Below are 19,505 nucleotides of genomic sequence, written 5' to 3'. Positions count from 1 at the left end.
CTGTGTCGGGCGTCGGGTGCCGCGCGGCAGTCTTCAGATCGCGTCGCGCGGCCGCGTTGCATCGCCGTCGACGCAGCACGCGAGCACCTCGGCATCGGTGTCGCCGAGGCTCAGGTACACGTGCCCGACCGCGCTGTCGAAATACAGGCTGTCGCCGGCGCTCAGCCGGTACGCATGGCCGTTCTCGAAGCGCAGCTCCAGCTCGCCGCTCAGCACGAACACGAACTCCTCGCCGCTGTGCCGGATGTAGTCGGCGAAGTCCGACAGCTTGCGCGCATGGATTCGCCCGCGCACGGGCACCATTCGCTTGCCGGTCAGGTCGTTCGCGAGCATCCCGTACGCATAGTTCGGCGTGTCGTAGACCATCTGCTGGCCGGCCGGCGTGAACGACGGCGTCATCGCGCCGGCGGGCGCGGGGCGGCCGAACATCGTGTCGAAGTCGAGCGCGAGCGCATGCGTGAGCGCCGCGAACTTGTCGTAGGTGAGCGCGATGTCGCCGCGTTCGGCTTTCGAAATCGTCGACACCGCGATACCGGAGCGCTCGGACAGTTGCGCGAGCGTCAGGCCGCGCGACTTGCGCGCGTCGCGCAGCCGCGCGCCGACCGTCTGGTGGTCGAGCTGCGGCGGGGCGTCGGTGGGCGGCGGAACGGGAACGGTGGATTTGGGCATGCGGATACGGGGCGCGACGCGCGCGGCGTGAATACGGGTTTTGTCGTATACGAGAATAAATTTTCTCGTATATGATAATTTTCGTCGAAATCGCCGATGGTGGGCGTGACGGCCACTCTAGCATCGGACGACGCGAAACTCGCGGGGCCGGTGCGGCCGGCGTGAACGACACGTGTGCGAATCGGCGCAGCTCGTCCGTGCGGCGGCTGCCCGATCCGGCGCACGGCAGCGGTCTTTCCCAGTCATTTCTCCGGCCGCTCGCGGCCGGGCCCGCGAAGGTGCAATCCATGTCCACTGAAATCAAACGTCTGCAGACCGGCGCACGCATGAGCCAGGTCGTGATCGCGAACGGCTTCGTCCACCTGGCCGGCCAGGTGCCCGATACGGCCGGCGCGCCGATCGCCGTGCAGGCGACCGAAATCCTCACGCGCATCGACGCGCTGCTCGCATCGGCCGGCGTCGACAAGACGCGCGTGCTGACGGCCAACGTGTGGCTCAGCGACGCCGCGCACTTCGACGGGTTCAATGCGGTGTGGGACGCATGGGTGCCGGCCGGCCACGCGCCGACCCGCGCGTGCGTGCAGGCATTGCTGATGAAGCCCGGTCTCGACGTCGAGATCGCCGTGACCGCGCTCGCCTGACGCCCGCGCCGCCCGCCCCGAGGAATTCCCGATGACATTCGACACGCTCGTCCTGGGCGGCGGCATGATCGGCGTATCCGTCGCCGTTCATCTGCAACAGCGCGGCCTGTCGGTCGCGCTCGTCGACCGCAAGGCGCCCGGCAACGAGACGTCGCTCGGCAATGCCGGGCTGATCCAGCGCGAAGGCGTGTACCCGTATGCGTTTCCGCGCGGCTTCGGCACGCTGCTGAAATACGCGTGCAACCGCTCGCCCGACGTCCGCTATCACGTCGGCGCGCTGCCGAAGCTGATCCCGTTCCTGTACCGCTACTGGCGCAATTCGCATCCGGCGCGCCATGCCGAGATCGCGCGCGCCTATGCGCCGCTGATCGAACACTGCGTGACCGAGCATCGCGCGCTGATCGAAGCGGCCGGCGCCGGCGCGCTGCTGCGCGAAGGCGGCTGGCTGAAGGTGTTTCGCACGGCCGCGACGCGCGATGCCGAAACGCGCGACGCCGAGCGCTGGCGCGCCGAATACGGCGTGACCTTCGACGCGCTCGATGCGGCCGCGTTGCGCGACGCGGAGCCGAACCTGAGCCGTGCGCTGGTCGGCGCGCTGCGCTATACGGGCTCCGATTCGATCAGCGACCCGAATGCGCTCGTGACCGCCTATGCGCGTCACTTCGAGCAGCTCGGCGGCCGCATCCTGACCGGCGACGCGCTGACGCTGTCGGCCGCGAACGGCTGGCGCGTCGACACCGCGCAAGGCCCGGTCGACGCGCGCGCGGCGGTCGTCGCGCTCGGGCCCTGGTCGGACCTGCTGTGCGAGCGGCTCGGCTACACGCTGCCGCTCGCGGTCAAGCGCGGCTATCACATGCACTACGCGGCGCAGCCGGGCGCGCGGCTGAACCGGCCCGTGCTCGATGCCGACAGCGGCTTCCTGATCACGCCGATGACGCGAGGTATCCGCCTGACGACCGGCGTCGAGCTCGGCTATCGCGATACGCCGCCGACGCCGACCCAGCTCGCCGCCGTCGAACCGGTCGCGCGCGAGCTGTTTCCGCTCGGCGCGCGCGTCGACGGCGCACCGTGGCTCGGCCGCCGGCCGTGCACGCCCGACATGCTGCCCGTGATCGGCGCGGCGCCGCGCCACCGCGATCTGTGGTTCGCGTTCGGGCATGCGCATCACGGCTTCACGCTCGGCCCCGTGACCGGCCGGCTGGTCGCCGACCTGATGACCGGCACGCAGCCGTTCGTCGACCCGGCGCCGTTTCGCGTCGAACGCTTTCTGCACGGCCGCTGAACCGGCGACCGTGCGCTGCAGCAGGACGGCCGGCGCACGACGCCGGTCGCTCCGGCCAGCGGCTGGCCGATCCGGCTTGCCGCGACGATCAACGACTGGAGACAACATGCAACAGCACACGATGCGGCGCGAACTCGGCGCGCGCCAGATTTCGTTCATGGCCCTCGGCATGGCCATCGGCGTCGGCCTGTTCCTCGGCTCGGCGTCCGCGATCAAGGCGGCCGGGCCCGGCGCGCTCGTCGCCTACCTGATCGGCGGCGCGATGATCTTCCTGATCATGCGCGCGCTCGGCGAGATGGCCGTGCACCGGCCGGTGTCCGGCTCGTTCGGCGCGTATGCGTTCGAATACGTCGGGCCGTTCGCCGGCTACGTGGTCGGCTGGAGCTACTGGCTGCTGATGGTCGGCGTCGGCGTCGCGGAGACGACCGCCATCGGCATCTACATGGGCTTCTGGTTTCCGGACGTGCCGCAGTGGCTGTGGGTCGTGTCGGCGATCGCCGCGATCTCGGCATTCAACCTGCTCAACGTGAAGGTGTACGGCGAGCTGGAGTTCTGGTTCGCGATCGTGAAGGTCGTGACGATCGTGCTGATGATCGCGGGCGGCGCGCTGATCGTGTTCACGGGGATCGGCCACGGCGGCGTGCCCGTCGGCCTGTCGAACCTGTGGCGTCACGGCGGCGTGTTTCCGCACGGCGTGCTCGGGGTCGTGAGCGCGCTGCCGATCGTCGCGTATTCGTTCGCGGGCGTCGAGATGATCGGCCTCACGGCCGGCGAGGCGCGCGAGCCGCAGAAGATGATCCCGCGCGCGATCAACTCGGTGCTGTGGCGCATCCTGATTTTCTACGTCGGCGCGCTGTTCATCATCATGGCGCTGTATCCGTGGCACGAGCTCGGCGAGCATGGCAGCCCGTTCGTGACGACGTTCGAATCGCTCGGGCTGCGGCAGGCGGCCGGCATCGTCAACTTCGTGGTCGTGACGGCCGCGCTGTCGAGCTTCAACTGCATCGTGTTCAGCGGTGCGCGGATGCTGTCGAGCATGGCCGGCAACGGCCTCGCGCCTGCGTCGTTCGCGGCGCTGAGCGCGAGCGGGTCGCCGTCGCGCGCGGTGCGGGCGACCGTGCTGTTCATGTCGGTCGGCGTGGTGCTGAACTACGTGATTCCGGCGCGCGTGTTCGGCTGGCTGATGTCGTTCCTGTCGTTCGACGTGGCCGTGATCTGGGCAATGATCGTGCTGACGCACATGCGGTTCCGGCGCGCGCTGGCTGCGCGCGGCGAGACGGTGGCGTTCCGCATGCCGTATGCGTCGGTCACGTCGTGGATCTGTCTCGTGTTCGTCGCGTTCGTGTTCGTGATGCTCGGCGTCGATCCGACGACACGTGGGTCGCTGTATGCCGGCGCGGCGGTGATGGCGCTGATGGCGATCATCTACCGGCGTTCACGGCACCTGCAGGCGGCTGCGCGGTCGACGCGCGTCGGCCTTGGCGTCGAGCGTGTGTGACGGCCGGGTGTGCTGGTGTTGGGGGGAGCGGTCGTGCGACGGGGGCGCGCTGAAGGCGGGGGCGCGGCGTCGTGGCAATACCGGCGGCGCGTCATGCGCGCCGCGCCACCACGAACGATAAGGATGGCGTGAAGCAGGCGCGCGGTCGCGCCGGACCCGCGCCCGACGTCAACCGCGCAACGATGCGCCCGATCAGGTCAGGCGCACCGGATCGGAATCAATAGCGGGCGAGCTGATTGCCGTTGATCTGCACGCGATCGCCCGGCCGCAGGTTGCCCGGCGACTGCACGTCGAACGAGCGCATCGTGCCGTCGCTGACCTGCACGTCGATCCGGTAGCTGCTCGGGCCTTGCGCGGCACCCATCTGCTGGCCGATCTGGTTGCCGGCCACCGCACCGCCGAGCGCGCCGATCACGGTCGCCGCATCGCGGCCGTGGCCGCGGCCGAACTGGTTGCCCACCAGGCCGCCGACCAGCGCACCGACGACGGTGCCGGCAACGCCCGACGGGCCGACCGAACCGTTGACCGGCTGAATGTTCGAGACGGTGCCGTACTGCGTGCCGTAGCCGTTGCCGTACTGCTGCTGATTGCCGTACTGGTCATACGGCTGCGACCCGTATTGCTGCTGGTTGCCGTACTGATCGTACGGCTGCGGCGCCTGGTTCGGATACGGCTGTTGCTGCTGCACGTAGCCCGGTTGCGAATACGCGGGCTGCGCGTAGCCGGGCGTCGCGTATTGCTGCTGCTGCGGATACCCCGGCTGCGCGCCGTAGTAACCCGGCGCGACGCAGGCGGTCAGCGGAAGCGCCGCGACGGCGACGAGCGAGGCGAACAGAACGGTCTTCGTGGAAGGCATGCGCATCATGATGTTTCCTGCATCGGCAACGGGTCCGCCGACGAATTCCGGGACGGGTGGCGAACTCGGCGTGAGTATAAGGAATGGCCGGAGGCGCGTCCGGTGCGGCCGGGTAACAACGTGTAAAGTCTGTTGCCGCGTAAATCGCCGCCCGGGCGGCGCGCTGAAACGACGGCCGGCGAGGGGGCGAGACGGCCTCCGGACACCCGCTTTCCGGTGATGCCGACGCTGCGCGGCCAGCGGTTTTTGGGTCGCTTTCACCGCGATCCCGCCCCATCGCCGTGCCGGGGCCGGCGGCCGCGCGCGCCGCGCATCGCGAAATCGAATGCGCGGCATCGCGACATTTAATTGGCCTCGGGCGGTGGCGTCCGATATCGTGGCCGGATTCCCTGCCAACGGTCGCGCCGTGCCGGCTGCGGTGCCTTCCCCTGTCCGCGCCGGCGTCGCGCCGCGACCGCCCCACATTCCGAGCCATGACCGAACGTCTCTTCATCAACGCCGTCGACACCGGCGGCCAGCCCATCAACCTCGTCGTCCGTGACGGCCGCTTTACCGCGATCGGCGCCGATTGCACCGCCGCGCCCGGCGCGGAAACGATCGACCTCGACGGCCGCGTCGTGCTGCCCGGCTTCGTCGACGGCCACATCCACCTCGACAAGAGCTTCGTCGGCGATCGCTGGGTACCGCACGAATCCGTCGGCTCGCTGCGCGAGCGGCTCGCGGTCGAAAAGCGCCAGCTCGCGGCGGCGCCGCCGATCGTCGAGCGTGCGAATGCGCTGATCGCGCAGGCCGCCGCATTCGGCACGGTCGCGATGCGGAGCCACGTCGACGTCGATGCGACGACGGGCCTGTCGAACCTGCAGGCCGTGATGGCCGCGCGCGAGCAATGGCGCGGGATCGTCGATATCGAACTCGTCGCGTTTCCGCAGGCCGGCGTCGTCACGTGCCCGGGCACCGCCGAGATCCTCGACGCAGCCGTGCGCGAAGGCGCGGACGTGGTCGGCGGGATCGACCCGACGACGCTCGACGGCGATGCGGACGGCCAGCTCGACATCGTGTTCGGCATCGCCGAGAAGCGCGGCGCGAAGATCGACATCCACCTGCACGAGCCGGGCGAAACGGGTATCGCGCAGCTGCTGCGGATCGCGGCGCGCACGCGCGCGGCGGGGCTCGGCGGCCGCGTGAACGTGAGCCATGCGTACGCGCTCGGCCAGGTGAGCGATGACGACGTGCAGCGCACCGCGGCGGCGCTGGCCGATGCCGGCGTGTCGATCCTGACGAACGCGCCGGGCGACTGCGCGTTTCCGCCGGTGCAAGCGCTGCGCGATGCGGGCGTGCACGTGTTCGCAGGCAACGACAACATCCGTGACGCATGGTGGCCGTACGGCAACGGCGACATGCTGCAGCGCGCGATGATGGTCGGCTATCGGTCGGGCTTCTACACCGACGCAGCGCTCGGCATCGCGCTCGACATGGCGACGCACGCCGGCGCGCGCGTGATCGGCAAGGATAACTATGGAATCGCGGTCGGCTGCGATGCGACGTTCGTCGCGGTGCGTGCGCCGAACGCGGCGGCGGCCGTCGCGGGCGTGCCGGCCGAGCGCTGGGTGTTCCGCCGCGGCGAAAGCGACACGGGCGCGCCGTTCGCCCCCGCGCTGCGCTTCACGCGCTGACCGACCTGAGCGGCGGCACGGCCCGCGCCGTGCCCCGTTCGCATTGACTGCACTGATTGCACTGACCGACCACACCGGAACCGACATGACCAACCTGCTGATCCGCAACGTCCGCCCGAGCGCCGACGCCGCGCTCGACATCCTGATCGAAGGCGATCGCATCGCGCGCGTCGGCCCGTCGCTCGACGCGCCCGCCGGCTGCGCGATCGAGGACGGCGCGGGCGCGCTTGCGCTGCCGGGCCTCGTCGAAGGCCACACGCACCTCGACAAGACGCACTGGGGGATGCCGTGGTATCGCAACCAGGTCGGGCCGCGCCTCGTCGACCGGATCGAGAACGAACGCCACTATCGCGCGACGAGCGGCCATGATGCCGGCGTCGCATCGCTCGCGCTGGCGCGCGCGTTTCTCGCGGCCGGCACGACGCGCATCCGTACCCACGTCGACATCGACACCGAAGCCGGGCTGCGGCATCTGCACGGTGTGCTCGCGACGCGCGAGACGCTGCGCGGGCAAGTTGACATCCAGATCGTCGCGTTTCCGCAATCGGGCGTGCTCAAGCGGCCGGGCACCGACGCACTGCTGTCCGACGCGCTCGCCGCCGGCGCCGATCTGCTCGGCGGGCTCGACCCGTGCGCGATCGAGGGCGATCCGGTCGAGGCGGTGGACGTGCTGTTCGCGATCGCCGAGCGCCACGGCCGCGGGCTCGACCTCCACCTGCACGAGCGCGGATCGATGGGCGCGTACTCGCTCGACCTGATCCTGCAGCGCACGGCCGCGCACGGCATGCAGGGCAAGGTGACGATCAGCCACGGGTTCTGTCTCGGCGATATCGCCGAACGCGAGCGCGATGCGCTGCTGGCGCGGATGGCCGAGCTCGGCGTCGGGCTCGTCACGACCGCGCCCGCGGCGGTGCCCGTGCCGCCGGTGGCCGCGTGCCGCGCGGCGGGCGTGACGGTCATCGGCGGCAACGACGGCGTGCGCGATACGTGGACGCCGTACGGGTCGCCCGACATGCTCGAACGCGCGATGCTGATCGGCATGCGCAACGATTTCCGCCGCGACGATGCGCTCGAAGTCGCGCTCGACTGCGTGACGCACGGCGCGGCGCGCGGTTGCGGCTTCGACGGTTACGGGCTGCAGTCGGGCAGCCGCGCGGACGTCGTGCTGGTCGACGCGCTGACGTTCGCCGAGGCCGTCGTCGCACGGCCGGTGCGGCGGCTCGTCGTGTCGTCGGGGAAGATCGTCGCGCGCAACGGCGCGCTGGTCTGAGTGACACCTGCGCGCGGCGTCGCCCCGGTATGATCCGGTTTTCAGCCGGATCTCCCGGGAGACGACGATGCGACGCACGACAGCGGCACGGGCCGCACGATGGATGGCGGCGGCCCTGTTCGCCGTGAGCGCCGCGCATGCGGTGGCGGCCGGGCCGACGGACGCGCAGCAGGACGCCAACCGGCGGACGGTGCTCGCGTTCTACGAAAAAGGCCTGAACGAGAAAGACGCGGACGCCGCACTCGCGTATGTCGGCGATCGCTACGTGCAGCACAATCCGAACGCGGCCGACGGCCGCGACGGTTTCCGCAAGTTCGTCGCGTTCCTGCGCGACAAATATCCGCAGTCGCACAGCGAGATCAAGCGCTCGTTCGTCGACGGCGACTACGTGATCCTGCACGTGCACGCGGTGCGCGAACCGGGCACGCGCGGCAGCGCGATCATGGACATCTTCCGGCTCGAGAACGGCAAGATCGTCGAGCACTGGGACGTCAATCAACCCGTGCCCGAGCAGGCCGCGAACGGGAACACGATGTTCTGACGGATGCCGGTCGTGTCGACGCGCCCCGCGATCTCATTGCATCGGCCGTGCCGGCGCGGCGGCGGCGTCCTTCACATTGCCGCCGCATCCGGCTTTCTTGCTACTCCTCGAGCTCCAGCATCGTCGCGAGCGACTTCGTCAGTTCGCTGACCATCGGGTCGGCCGTGGGTCGATGCAGGATCGCGATGTCCATGTGCTCGATCGGTGCGAAGCCCTGCTTCGCGGTCAGCACGACGTGCTCGTCCGTCACCACGCGCGCCGGCAGCACGCTGATGCCGAGCCCGTCCGCGACGGCGGCCTGGATGCCGCTCAGGCTCGACGTCGTGAAGCTGATCCGCCAGCGGCGGCCGCGCTCCTCGATCGCCTTGATCATGTCGTCGCGATAGAGCCCGCGCGGCGGGAACACGACGATCGGCACCGGATCGAGATCGATCGACGGATGCTTCGCGCTGTCGATCCAGCGCAGCTTCTCGGGCCAGCGCACGACGGCTTCGCGGCTGTCGCGCCGCTGCTTGATCAGCACGAGGTCGAGCTCACCGCGATCGTATGCCGCGCTGATGTCCCGGCTCAGTCCGCACATCACTTCGAGCTTGACTTGCGGATGCTCGCGGTTGAATGCCGCGAGCGCGTGCGTCGTGCGGCCTGCCGCGAAATCGTCGGGCACGCCGAGCCGGATCGTCAGCGCGACCGTGGTGCCCGACAGCGCCTCCAGCATTTCGTCGTTCAGCGCGATCATGCGCCGCGCGTAGCTGAGCACCGTCACGCCCGCGTCGGTCGGCCGCACGTCGCGCGTGCCGCGGTCGAGCAGGCGGTGCCCGGCGATTTCCTCGAGCCGGCGCACCTTCTGGCTGACCGTCGACTGTGTCGAATGCAGGCGCGCGGACGCCGTCGTGAAGCTGCCGCAGTCGGCGACCATCACGAGCGCGCGCAGCAGGTCGAGGTCGAACAGGGGTCTATTCATTTTTGCACTTCTGTGGATTCGAACATTTCATTTCCAAATGCGTGCGACGACTTTTAACATGGCCGGACGCCGCGGGCAATCGCGGTTTCGCCGGACTGGGTGCGGCGTCGTGCGGCGTCGTGCGGCGCGACCGGGGCACCTGACGCATGGCATCGGCCGCGCATCGGCGTGCGCGGCACGCAAGGAGGAAACGGGATGTTTTTCAAACGGCTCGCGATCGTCGGCTCGTTCGCGTTGACCACGCTCACGTCGGCGGTGGCCGCCGCAGATGGTGGCGCGCTGGAGGGCCGGCTGCGCAGCGCGGCCGATCGCGGCGATGCGGGTGACGTGCGCACGCTGCTCGAGCGCGGCGCGCAGATCGATTCACGCGACGGGCAGGGCCGCACGGCGCTGCTGATCGCGACGCACGGCAATCACGTCGATGCGGCGCGCGTGCTGATCGACGCGGGCGCGGACGTCAACGCGAAGGATGCGATCCAGGACAGCCCGTACCTGTATGCCGGTGCGCGCGGCTATCTCGACATCCTGCGGATGACGCTCGCGCATGGCGCCGATTTGCGCAGCACGAACCGCTATCGCGGCACCGCGCTGATTCCGGCGGCGGAGCGCGGCCATGTCGATACGGTGCGCACGCTGATCGATGCGGGCGTGAACGTCGACCATGTGAACCGGCTCGGCTGGACCGCGCTGCTGGAGGCGATCATGCTCGGCGACGGCAGCGAGCGGTATGTGCGGATCGTGCAACTGCTCGTGGACGGGCACGCGAACGTCGATCTGGCCGATTCCAACGGCGAGACGCCGCTGCAGCATGCGCGGCGGCGCGGATATGGGGCGATCGAGCGGGTGCTGGTGACGGCGGGGGCGCGGTAGGGGTCACCTACGGCGCGATTTTGGTTCGGGCGTGCCACCGGGAAGTTTCCGCAGGAATGCTTCGGCCAGTTCGACGCAATAGTCGAACGACGGCGTGTAGCCGAGTGTCCGGATGTCGTCGAAGCGTGGCTGTACGAACGCACGATGCTCCTTGAGCAGGCGCAGAAACGTATCGCGATGCCGGACGAGGAATGCACCGGCTGCGATCAGGCTCTCCGGTTCACGCTCGATGACCAGGCACAGATCGAACAGGTCCCGCGCGGTTGGTCGATCGCCACGGTGCCACATTTTCCTGGCGACGATCTCCGCGGAAGTCTCGACCTTGACGACGTGATCCATCAGCATCCATTCGTCATAGCCGGGAGACGTCAGATTCCGGGAGACCACGAAGTCGATTTCGCCGTCGGGCAGCACGAGCTTCACGAACCCGGCGTGTTCCTCGTAGTTCGTCGCGATGTCGGCTGCAGCGTCGCTGATGCGTGGATTCACATATCCGAGATACTGTGGATCGGGTACGAAGATGTCGACATCCTTGCTGACGCGATGGCCGTGACGAAGCATCAGGACCGTGCCACCGCCAAACGTCCAGAACGGATTTGACGTGCCGTGCTTCCGTATCTCTTCGACCAGCGCCAGCGCGTGACGGAAAAGACCTTGCCATGGGCCGTCGGGCAAGGTGGATGGTGTCGTCATGCCCATACCTCCCGGTACAGATGAAGATCCTTCGACCATGCGGCGAGGTTTTTCCAGATGGTCCGAAGGGGCGTGCCTGAGCGCTCGGCGGCTTCCTCGGCGGCTTTCACCACCACCGGCAGCGGCACTTCGTCGAGGATGACGGAAAACTGCGATTCATATCCCGTCGGAATCCGTCCGGTAGCCAACGCGTCGGCCAGCAGCCGTTCGGTCAATTCACCCTTGTAACTGACGTTTGAGCTCACAACGGCCTTGTAGAGACCGTTCTGCGGCTGCCGCGGTAGCGCCAGGAGTTCGATGCCGAGCACGCTGAGCAGCGGAATCAGCTTGTTGACGCCGAGATCCTTGACCTTGCCCGATTCGAGCTGGTTCACGGTGAGGCGAGACAAGCCGGCGAGCTTTGCAAGTTGAGCCTGTGTGAGGTCGAGTTCTGCCCGCCGTTTCGCAACAGCCTGACCAATTTCATAGAGTTGCATGGCGACCTCCCGGCGTGGGTACAACGATCTCGAATGTAAGTTATATCTTACATCCTTGGATGGTTTTCGTTCTCGGAGAATTCCATCGCGGTATAGGGCGCATCGCCCGCAACGCCGGACAAGCTTGGTCGAGGCCGTGCCGAGATCATCGGTACAGACATCGTCATCCCACAGATATCCGGAAAAACACGCGCTGTGGCGGGGGTGCATCGTGCAGGGTAAACACCTCGGAATGTGATGAAAGCCACGCGTGGCAGTCATGTTTCAAGCCCGTCGCCTTCTTCCTTCCCGATTCAATCCTCCCTCCACCCCGCCCCCGTTTCCCCCGCTTGCGCTCAAAAATTGAGCGGTCTAGACTGCATCGCAGTTTCATCGAAGTCCCTGTCTTTCGCGCACCGCGCCGGGCGTTCCGGCGCAACGCTCCCACCGGACGCCGGCGCTCGCCCGCCGCGTCGAGACTTTCTAGGACACGCCATGAACCGCACTGCAAAGCTCCTCGTTACCGCGCTGGCGTTCGCGCCGCTCGTGTCGTTCGCACAGGACACGTCGACGATCCGCTGGGGCATCGACCCCACGTATCCGCCGTTCGAGGCGAAGCAGGCCGACGGCTCGCTCGCCGGCTTCGACATCGACCTGCGCAATGCGATCTGCGAGCAACTGCATGCGAAGTGCGTGTGGGTCGAGCAGGGCTTCGACGGGATGATTCCGGCGCTGCGCGCGCGCAAGTTCGACGTGATCATGTCCGCGATGACGGCCACCGACGAGCGGCTCAAGCAGATCGACTTTTCGAACAAGCTGTATGCGTCGCCGGGCGCGCTCGTCGCGCCGGTCGGCTCGAAGCTGCTGCCGACCGCCGCGTCGCTCGCGGGCAAGCGCATCGGGATCGACCAGGGCACGACGCAGGAGACGTACGCGAAGGCCGAATGGGCGACCAAGGGCGTGACGATCGTCTCGTACCAGAATCAGGACCAGGTGTACCAGGATCTCGTCAACGGCCGCCTCGACGCGACCTTCCAGGACAAGACGCAGGCCGGCTACTCGTTCCTGAAGACGCCGCGCGGCAAGGGCTACGCGTTCGCAGGCCCCGACGTGACCGACGTGCGGATTACCGGCTACGGCGTCGCGATGGGCGTGCGCAAGGGCGACGACGCGATGAAGAAGCGGCTGAACGACGCGATCGTCGCGATCCGCGCGAACGGCACGTACCAGAAGATCGCCGCGAAATACTTCGACTTCGACATCTACGGCGCGAAGCAGCAGCTGACTTCGGCACCCTGATTCCGTGATTCATTCAATCGACAGGCACACCATGACGAGCATCCAGGACCGCGTCGCGCAAGCCGTGACGCCCGAACTGATCGCCGCGTTCCGCGAGGAAGGGGCGGTCTGCATCAAGGGCATCTTCTCGCCCGACGAAGTCGCCGCGCTGCGCGCCGGTATCGACACGAATCTCGCACAGCCGAGCGAGCGCGCGAAAGTCGCGAGCCGGCCCGACGATCCGGGCTGGTTCTTCGAGGATTTCTGCAACTGGCAGCACAACGACGCGTATCGCGATTTCATCGTGCGCTCGCCGGCGCCGTCGGTGGCCGCCGCGCTGATGGGCACCGACAACGTGCGGCTGCATCACGACCACCTGCTCGTGAAGGAACCCGGCACGCGGCAGCGCACGCCGTGGCACCAGGATCAGCCGTACTACAACATCGAAGGCGACGACAACGTCAGCATGTGGATTCCGGTCGATCCGGTGCCGCTCGAATCGACGCTGGAATTCGTCGCGGGCTCGCATCTCGGGCCGTGGCTGATGCCGCGCACGTTCATGGACAAGGAAGCGAAGTGGTTCCCGGAAGGCAGCCTCGCCGACTTGCCCGACATCGAAAGCGATCGCGCGGCGTTTCCGATCCGCCACTGGGCGCTCGAGCCTGGCGACATGGTGTGCTTCCGGATGCTCACGCTGCACGCGTCGGGTGGCACGCAGAACCGCCGCCGCGCGTTCTCGATCCGCTTCGTCGGCGACGATATCCGTCACGCGCCGCGCCGCTGGAAGACGTCGCCCGATTTCCCCGGGCTCGCGGAGCAGCTGCCCGACGGCGCGCCGCTCGATCACCCGCTGTTTCCGGTCGTGTGGTCACGTGGCGCGGGGCAGGCCGGCGCGATCTGACGTTGCTGGAAGGGCATGACGGACGCGGCGGCCGTTTCCGGATGAAACGGCCGCCGCGCGCTTGTGTGCGGGAACAGGATCAGGTCGGGTGGCGTCCGGCGCCCGGCTTGAAGCGCGAGCCGAGCCGGTAGCGGTTGCCCGGATGCAGGAAATGCACGAACGTGACGGGCAGCCCGTTCGTCCAGGTGCGGCGCGTGAGCGTGAGGCACGGTTCGTCGGCGCGCATGTCGAGCAGCTGTGCCTGTTCGCCGGTCGGCAGCGCCGCATCGACCACGTGCTCGATCTCCAGTTCGTAGTGCGACACATTGTTGTACAGGTACTCGGACGGCGGCTCGACCTGGAAATCCTGGTCGATGAAACCGGGTGCGGCGGCCGGGTTCACGTAGCGGTCCTCGAGCTGGATCGGGCGGCCGTTTTCTTCGTGCACGCACACCACATGAAACACCGGCGTGTTGACCGGCAGGCCGAACGCGGCCGCGACGTCGAACGACGCGGGTTCGCTCGACTGGCTCAGCACGCGGCAGCGATATTCGTGCCCGCGCGCGCGGATTTCGTCGCGGATGTGCGCGATCATCAGCAGGTTCGACTGCGGCTTCACTTCGGCGACGAAGGTGCCGACGCCCGCGATGCGCTTCAGTACGCCTTCCTCGGTCAGCTCGCGCAGCGCGCGGTTGACCGTCATGCGCGCGACGCCGAACTGCGCGGCGAGATCGAGCTCGGACGGAATGCGATCCCCGGGGCGCCAGTCGCCCGATTCGACGTTCTGGCGAACGAGCGTCTTGATCTGCTGGAACGGTGCGGTGGCCTTCGTGACCATCGGGGATCCTTGCGCGAAGAGGTGACGATGCTAGTCGTCGTGACTGACGACGACCAGGATCTCCGCCTGCGCGGTGCCGAGGCTGCGCGTGCGGTGCGGGATGAGTGCGTTGAAATAGACTGAATCGCCGGCCTTGAGTTGCACCGTCTCGTTCGGAAACTCGATTTCGACGCGCCCCTTGTGTACGAACAGGAATTCCTCGCCTTCGTGCTCGCGGAGCGTCGATGCGACGAATTCGTGCGGCGGATGCACGATGAACGGCAGCATCTTCTTCGGCGCGACGCCGGCCGCGATGCTCTCGAAGCGGTGCGCGTGGCTGTCGGCCGCCGCGCCCATCGCCGTGCGCTCGCCGGCGCGCGTGACCGTGATCAGCTCGCGGTTGTGGCTTTCCGAGAACAACTGCTCGACATCGACATTCAGTGCCTTCGACAGCTTCAGCGCGACCGCGATCGACGGCACGCTCAGGCCACGCTCGACTTTCGACAGGTAGCTCTTGGTGAGGCCCGTCTCGTCGGCCAGCACGTCGAGCGTCCAGCCCTTCTGTTTTCTGAGCAGCTTCAGGCGAATCGTCATGGGGCGCCAGGTGTCCTTCGAAAAACCGATTGTAACGCATGACACGAAGTGTCCTGTGGTGTATCGTGTGTCACGTGATGCCGGGGAAACGGCCGCGGACGGCGCGGCAAACCCGATCCACTCAGGAGGCAAACATGGCGGAAACGCTGAATTTGACGAAGGACGCGCTGGTCGCGCTGGCGGAGCGGCGGCTGGAGAACGCGGTGGGCGACAGCGGCTGGTCCGCACAGCAGAAGCTCGCGCTTACGTGCCGGATCCTGTTCGACGCCGGTCACGATTCGGGCCTGGCCGGGCAGATCACCTGCCGCGCGGGCGACGCCGGCACGTACTACACGCAGCGGCTCGGGCTCGGCTTCGACGAGATCTCGGCCGCGAACCTGCTGCGCGTCAACGAGGATCTTGACGTCGTCGACGGCGAAGGCATCCCGAATCCGGCCAACCGGTTCCATACGTGGATCTACCGCGAGCGCCCGGACGTGAACTGCATCATCCATACGCATCCGGCGCACGTCGCGGCGCTGTCGATGCTCGAGCAGCCGCTCGTCGTGTCGCACATGGACACTTGCCCGCTGTACGACGATTGCGCGTTCCTGAAGGACTGGCCCGGCGTGCCGGTCGGCAACGAGGAGGGCGAGATCATCTCGAAGGCGCTGGGCAGCAAGCGCGCGATCCTGCTGTCGCATCACGGCCAGCTGGTGGTCGGCAAGACGATCGAGGAGGCCTGCATCCTCGCGCTGCTGATCGAGCGGGCCGCGAAGCTGCAACTGCTCGCGATGTCGGCCGGCGAGATCAAGCCGGTGCCGCCGGCGCTGGCGCGCGAAGCGCACGACTGGATTTCGAAGCCGAAGCGCGATGCGGTGACGTTCGACTACTACGCGCGCCGGGCATTGCGCACGCATCAAGACTGCGTCGCATGAGCGGGCGATTCGTCGCCGTCGTGCCAGACCATCACTGAGGAATACAAATCGTGTCCATCTTGCTGAAAGGCATCATTGCCTACCCGGTTACGCCGTTCACTACGGACGGCGATGTCGACCTGAATGCGCTCGATGCGCTGATCGACCGCCTGATTGCCGACGGCGTCCACGCGATCGCGCCGCTGGGCAGTACCGGCGAAAGCGCGTACCTGTCCGACGCCGAATGGGAGGCAGTCGCCAGCGCGTCGATTCGCGCGGTGCGCCGGCGCGTGCCGACCGTCGTCGGCATTTCCGATCTCACCACGGCGGGTGCGGTGCGCCGCGCGCGCTTCGCCGAACAGGCCGGCGCCGATGCGGTGATGGTGCTGCCGGTGTCGTACTGGAAGCTCGGCAACGACGAGATCGTTGCGCACTATCGCGCGATCGGCGCTGCCATCGGCATCCCGATCATGCTGTACAACAACCCGGCGACGAGCGGCGTCGACATGTCGCCCGACCTGATCGCGACGATCTGCCGAACCGTCGACAACGTGACGATGGTGAAGGAGAGTACGGGCGACATCGGGCGGATGCACCGGCTTGCTCAACTGAGCGACGGCGCGATCCCGTTCTATAACGGCAGCAATCCGATGGCGCTTGCCGCGCTCGCGGCGGGGGCGGCCGGATGGTGCACGGCCGCGCCGAACCTGAATGCGGCGTTGCCGCTGGCGCTGTTCGACGCGATGCGCGCGGGTGACCTGGCGCGTGCCAGGACGGTCTTTCATGCGCAGTTGCCGCTGCTGCAGTTCATCGTCAACGGCGGGTTGCCGGTGACCGTGAAGGCCGGGTTGCGCCTGCGCGGCTTCGATGCGGGCGAACCGAGGAAGCCGCTGATGCCGCTCGGCGACGCGCGCACGCGCGAGCTCGAACGCCTGCTCGCGGCACTGCCGGACGGTGTGACGACATGAGCGATGCAGCACGGCCGGCGATCTCGGCCGCCATCGGCGCGGTGCGGGTCGGTACGAGCCGGCCGCTGGCCGGCACGCCGCACGCCAGCGCGATCGACAAGCACGCGGTCGACTCGCGCCTGTGGCTGGGCACGCTCGGCTTCGCCGGCGACGAGCAGGCCGATGCGCGGCATCACGGCGGCCCCGACAAGGCGGTCCACCACTATGCGTACGATCACTATGCGTGGTGGTCCGCGCAGATCGGCATGCGCGACGTGCTCGCGCAACCGGGTGCGTTCGGCGAGAACCTGTCGACGCGCGGCGTGACCGAGCACGACGTGTGTCTCGGCGACGTGTTCACGCTGGGCGGCGCCGTGCTTCAGGTGTCGCAGTCGCGGCAGCCGTGCTGGAAGCTCAATGCGCGTTTCGATCATTCGCGAATGGCCGCGCTCGTGCAGCAAAGCGGCCGAACCGGCTGGTACTACCGTGTGCTGCAGGAAGGCTGGGTGGCGCCGGGCGACGTGCTGGCGCTACATCGGCGCGACTATCCGCAATGGCCGCTGTCGGCCGTGCTCGACGTGCTGTACCGGCGCACGCTCGACATGGCCGCACTCGACGCGTTGTGCGACGTGCCGGACCTGCCGCCCGGCTGGCGCAAGCTGCTCGACAAGCGCCGGACGGAGCGGCAGGTCGAAGACTGGACGAAGCGGCTCGAAGGAGGTTGACGGGCCGCGTGGCCGCGTAACTTAGTGGCTCGGCAGTTCCCGCACGTCGGCGGTCGGCACTGAGCCGAACGCATCGCTCAGCGCATAGCCGATCAACTGTCGCGCGGCTGCCTCGGGCGTCGCGAGCGCGCCGCTCGATTTCAGCTGGTCGAATTTCTCGCGCATCGGGAAGTTGTCTTCGCTGGTCGAGCGGATCGTCGCCTGCATGCCCGTATCGACGACGCCTGGCGCGACGCTGCAGATCCGCACTGCGCGGTTCGCGTCGAGCGCGACCGCACGCGCATGGTGATCGAGCGCGGCCTTGGTCGCACAGTAGATGCTCCAGCCCGCGTACGCGTTGCGCGCCGCGCCGCTCGACACGTGCAGGATCCGGCATTCGGTTGTAGCCGATGCCGCCTGCGCGAGCGCGGCCGACAGCATCAGCGGCGCCGCGACGTTCACGCCGACCGCGCGCGCGACGATCGTCGGATCCTGCGCGGCGAGCGGGCCGATCGGATCGACGATGCCCGCGTTGTTGAACAGCAGCACGATCGACGCGCCGTCGACGAAGCGGCGCAGCGTATCGCCGGCCAGCCAGGCCGCGACGGCCGACGTGTCCGACAGGTCGAGTTCGATTTCGGCGAAACGGTCGCCGGCTTGCGACGCGAGCGACGGATGACGGCTGCGCGACACGCCGAGCACGGCGATGCCTTCCAGCAGCAGTTGTTCGGCGAGCGACGCGCCGAGGCCGCGCGTGTGTCCGGTGACGATGGCGCGCACGTGCGGGGCGGAAGAGGAGGCGGTCATGGCGGTGAGCGGTTCGAAGGGGTGAACGGATAGCGGCGTCGACGCGCGGTGCGCATGCGCGGCGGCATGGCGGGCGGGACGGGCGATGCGTGGTGTGGCGTGCGAAGGCGGTCGAGCGCCGCTGCGGACGCCTAGGTGACGCATATCGTAGCGCCCGGCTGCGCGTCGCGCAAACGCGGCCGGGGGCAAGGGCGTCGATCGTGGGATGGGGGGGCACCGATGTCAGCTTGCGGGAGAAGCTCGGTGGCAAGTCGGGGGAGTGGAAAACGTGCCTGCAGATGCGACGAATGTTGATGCCGCGCCTGCTGGCGATGGCTTAGCCGCAATGGATCGGTGTTTGAACGGCAAGATCGTCCGCATGATGACGACATGTTCTTGACGGTTCGTCGGGCCGTCACGCATCAACCGACATGACCTGCCGAGATGCAATGCGCTTCGGCGGTGGCTCGCACTTGCGGATACAAATGTCATCGCCCAGTGCGACACGCCGCCCGTCCGGCCTCATCATCGTGCGCTCAACCAGATAGTCTTGAAATCGCAAGTCGTTTTTAATGATTTCAGGACAAATTCTGCCCTGCGGCTTCAATAAAATCATTGTCCTTGAGCGCGATACACACCGTACCCAAGACATACGAATCACATGCGCCTGAAATACTCTTTCTGATGATCATTTCGATGTCATTTGGCATACTTCCCCATTTGCATCGAATAAGCCGTACTACACATCTTGCTTCTCATTCGGCGACCAGTACCAATTCGTTGTGCCCCATGAACTTCCCTCGATTACCGGCATGATTTCTCCAGCTTCGAAGTAACGGTGGCTCCCCGCTTTTGCTGGCGTATGCCACCAATCAGCTTCAGGACGCGGATTGCCGCCCCGCGCGCTCTGGTGAGCAGGTTCGTGATTGACAGGCGGCGGAACGATCGCCGGCAGCTCAGGGAGCGGCGGCGGATTTCTGCCGCAGCAGATGATGGGTTAACGATCGTTAAAATCCGATCGATTGGCGGGTTGGATGCCGCGATCGCGAATGGGTCAAACCAATTTGCGATAGGGTGGAAGCGGCTAGAATCGTTGCCAGTTGTTTGACGCGGATTACAGTGGCATCGAGTAAGGCAGATTTGTTACGCGGAGAAAAGGATACCGTCACTTGATTGGTGTTGTGTTCGGAAGTG

20 protein-coding genes and 1 pseudogene are annotated in these 19,505 nt (G+C 67.4%); 12 read left to right on the top strand and 9 right to left on the bottom strand.

Annotation, left to right across the window (positions count from 1 at the left end; translation table 11 throughout):
• Positions 1–33 precede the first annotated feature (33 nt).
• Complete coding sequence (locus G3N61_RS08800; RefSeq protein WP_089451581.1) at positions 34–669, bottom strand: XRE family transcriptional regulator; 636 nt, start codon at positions 667–669, stop codon at positions 34–36.
• Between the two features lie 287 nt (positions 670–956).
• On the opposite strand from G3N61_RS08800, the gene G3N61_RS08795 reads away from it, so the two are divergent.
• From G3N61_RS08795 to G3N61_RS08785, 3 genes are all read left to right on the top strand, one after another.
• Complete coding sequence (locus tag G3N61_RS08795; RefSeq protein ID WP_205822197.1) at positions 957–1,310, top strand: RidA family protein; 354 nt, start codon at positions 957–959, stop codon at positions 1,308–1,310.
• A 31-nt stretch (positions 1,311–1,341) separates the two neighbouring features.
• Entirely contained in the window at positions 1,342–2,592 is a 1,251-nt protein-coding gene (locus G3N61_RS08790; protein WP_205822196.1) for an FAD-binding oxidoreductase, read from the top strand.
• 106 nt (positions 2,593–2,698) lie between these two features.
• Positions 2,699–4,090, top strand: coding sequence for an amino acid permease (locus G3N61_RS08785; protein WP_011353680.1), 1,392 nt, complete (start codon positions 2,699–2,701; stop codon positions 4,088–4,090).
• 217 nt (positions 4,091–4,307) lie between these two features.
• On the opposite strand, the gene G3N61_RS08780 is transcribed toward G3N61_RS08785, so the two are convergent.
• Entirely contained in the window at positions 4,308–4,955 is a 648-nt protein-coding gene (locus tag G3N61_RS08780) for a glycine zipper 2TM domain-containing protein (RefSeq protein WP_027790262.1), read from the bottom strand.
• Positions 4,956–5,419: 464 nt separating this feature from the next.
• On the opposite strand from G3N61_RS08780, the gene G3N61_RS08775 reads away from it, so the two are divergent.
• The 3 genes from G3N61_RS08775 to G3N61_RS08765 all read left to right on the top strand — a co-directional run bounded on the left by G3N61_RS08775 (position 5,420) and on the right by G3N61_RS08765 (position 8,430).
• A complete protein-coding gene (locus G3N61_RS08775) occupies positions 5,420–6,619 on the top strand; it encodes an amidohydrolase family protein (protein ID WP_205822195.1) in 1,200 nt (399 codons plus the stop codon).
• Positions 6,620–6,704: 85 nt separating this feature from the next.
• Positions 6,705–7,889 (top strand): amidohydrolase family protein, encoded by a 1,185-nt coding sequence (locus tag G3N61_RS08770; RefSeq protein WP_205822194.1) that lies wholly within the window; start codon positions 6,705–6,707, stop codon positions 7,887–7,889.
• A 67-nt stretch (positions 7,890–7,956) separates the two neighbouring features.
• Complete coding sequence (locus tag G3N61_RS08765) at positions 7,957–8,430, top strand: nuclear transport factor 2 family protein (protein ID WP_043186405.1); 474 nt, start codon at positions 7,957–7,959, stop codon at positions 8,428–8,430.
• A gap of 100 nt (positions 8,431–8,530) precedes the next feature.
• Here the strand turns inward: G3N61_RS08765 and G3N61_RS08760 are convergent, their stop codons facing one another.
• On the bottom strand, positions 8,531–9,391 hold the full coding sequence (locus tag G3N61_RS08760; protein WP_043186408.1) for a LysR family transcriptional regulator: 861 nt from the start codon (positions 9,389–9,391) through the stop codon (positions 8,531–8,533).
• A 195-nt stretch (positions 9,392–9,586) separates the two neighbouring features.
• On the opposite strand from G3N61_RS08760, the gene G3N61_RS08755 reads away from it, so the two are divergent.
• Positions 9,587–10,261 (top strand): ankyrin repeat domain-containing protein, encoded by a 675-nt coding sequence (locus tag G3N61_RS08755; RefSeq protein WP_043186411.1) that lies wholly within the window; start codon positions 9,587–9,589, stop codon positions 10,259–10,261.
• Between the two features lie 3 nt (positions 10,262–10,264).
• On the opposite strand, the gene G3N61_RS08750 is transcribed toward G3N61_RS08755, so the two are convergent.
• Positions 10,265–10,954 (bottom strand): nucleotidyl transferase AbiEii/AbiGii toxin family protein, encoded by a 690-nt coding sequence (locus tag G3N61_RS08750; protein ID WP_205822193.1) that lies wholly within the window; start codon positions 10,952–10,954, stop codon positions 10,265–10,267.
• Positions 10,951–11,430 carry a helix-turn-helix domain-containing protein gene (locus tag G3N61_RS08745; RefSeq protein WP_039340418.1) on the bottom strand — a complete coding sequence of 160 codons (480 nt, stop codon included), beginning with the start codon at positions 11,428–11,430 and terminating at the stop codon, positions 10,951–10,953. The genes G3N61_RS08750 and G3N61_RS08745 overlap by 4 nt, the downstream gene beginning before the upstream one ends.
• Positions 11,431–11,904: 474 nt before the next feature.
• Between G3N61_RS08745 and G3N61_RS08740 the strand changes: the two genes are divergently transcribed.
• On the top strand, positions 11,905–12,708 hold the full coding sequence (locus tag G3N61_RS08740) for an ABC transporter substrate-binding protein (protein WP_205822192.1): 804 nt from the start codon (positions 11,905–11,907) through the stop codon (positions 12,706–12,708).
• A gap of 31 nt (positions 12,709–12,739) precedes the next feature.
• Positions 12,740–13,588 carry a phytanoyl-CoA dioxygenase family protein gene (locus G3N61_RS08735; protein WP_205822191.1) on the top strand — a complete coding sequence of 283 codons (849 nt, stop codon included), beginning with the start codon at positions 12,740–12,742 and terminating at the stop codon, positions 13,586–13,588.
• A gap of 79 nt (positions 13,589–13,667) precedes the next feature.
• Here the strand turns inward: G3N61_RS08735 and hutC are convergent, their stop codons facing one another.
• Together hutC and G3N61_RS08725 are read right to left on the bottom strand one after the other, a co-directional pair.
• Entirely contained in the window at positions 13,668–14,405 is a 738-nt protein-coding gene (hutC, locus tag G3N61_RS08730) for a histidine utilization repressor (protein ID WP_043186433.1), read from the bottom strand.
• Positions 14,406–14,435: 30 nt separating this feature from the next.
• Complete coding sequence (locus tag G3N61_RS08725; RefSeq protein ID WP_043186436.1) at positions 14,436–14,978, bottom strand: XRE family transcriptional regulator; 543 nt, start codon at positions 14,976–14,978, stop codon at positions 14,436–14,438.
• A gap of 134 nt (positions 14,979–15,112) precedes the next feature.
• On the opposite strand from G3N61_RS08725, the gene G3N61_RS08720 reads away from it, so the two are divergent.
• The 3 genes from G3N61_RS08720 to G3N61_RS08710 are packed head-to-tail and all read left to right on the top strand — an operon-like array spanning position 15,113 to position 17,546.
• Positions 15,113–15,895, top strand: coding sequence for an aldolase (locus tag G3N61_RS08720; protein ID WP_205822190.1), 783 nt, complete (start codon positions 15,113–15,115; stop codon positions 15,893–15,895).
• 50 nt (positions 15,896–15,945) lie between these two features.
• Positions 15,946–16,842 (top strand): dihydrodipicolinate synthase family protein, encoded by an 897-nt coding sequence (locus G3N61_RS08715; protein WP_205822189.1) that lies wholly within the window; start codon positions 15,946–15,948, stop codon positions 16,840–16,842.
• A complete protein-coding gene (locus G3N61_RS08710) occupies positions 16,839–17,546 on the top strand; it encodes an MOSC domain-containing protein (protein ID WP_205822188.1) in 708 nt (235 codons plus the stop codon). Before G3N61_RS08715 ends, G3N61_RS08710 begins: the two co-directional genes overlap by 4 nt.
• A 21-nt stretch (positions 17,547–17,567) precedes the next feature.
• Here the strand turns inward: G3N61_RS08710 and G3N61_RS08705 are convergent, their stop codons facing one another.
• Both G3N61_RS08705 and G3N61_RS39470 read right to left on the bottom strand, forming a co-directional pair.
• Complete coding sequence (locus G3N61_RS08705) at positions 17,568–18,332, bottom strand: SDR family oxidoreductase (RefSeq protein ID WP_205822187.1); 765 nt, start codon at positions 18,330–18,332, stop codon at positions 17,568–17,570.
• Positions 18,333–19,050: 718 nt separating this feature from the next.
• Positions 19,051–19,281: pseudogene (locus G3N61_RS39470) on the bottom strand (hypothetical protein); the annotation flags it as partial.
• Between the last annotated feature and the right edge of the window lie 224 nt (positions 19,282–19,505).

Source organism: Burkholderia sp. Ac-20349, from assembly GCF_017104865.1.
Classification (GTDB): Bacteria; Pseudomonadota; Gammaproteobacteria; order Burkholderiales; family Burkholderiaceae; genus Burkholderia; species Burkholderia aenigmatica.
Note: the sequence above shows the minus strand (reverse complement) of the source record. Positions and strands in the feature narration are given on the sequence as shown.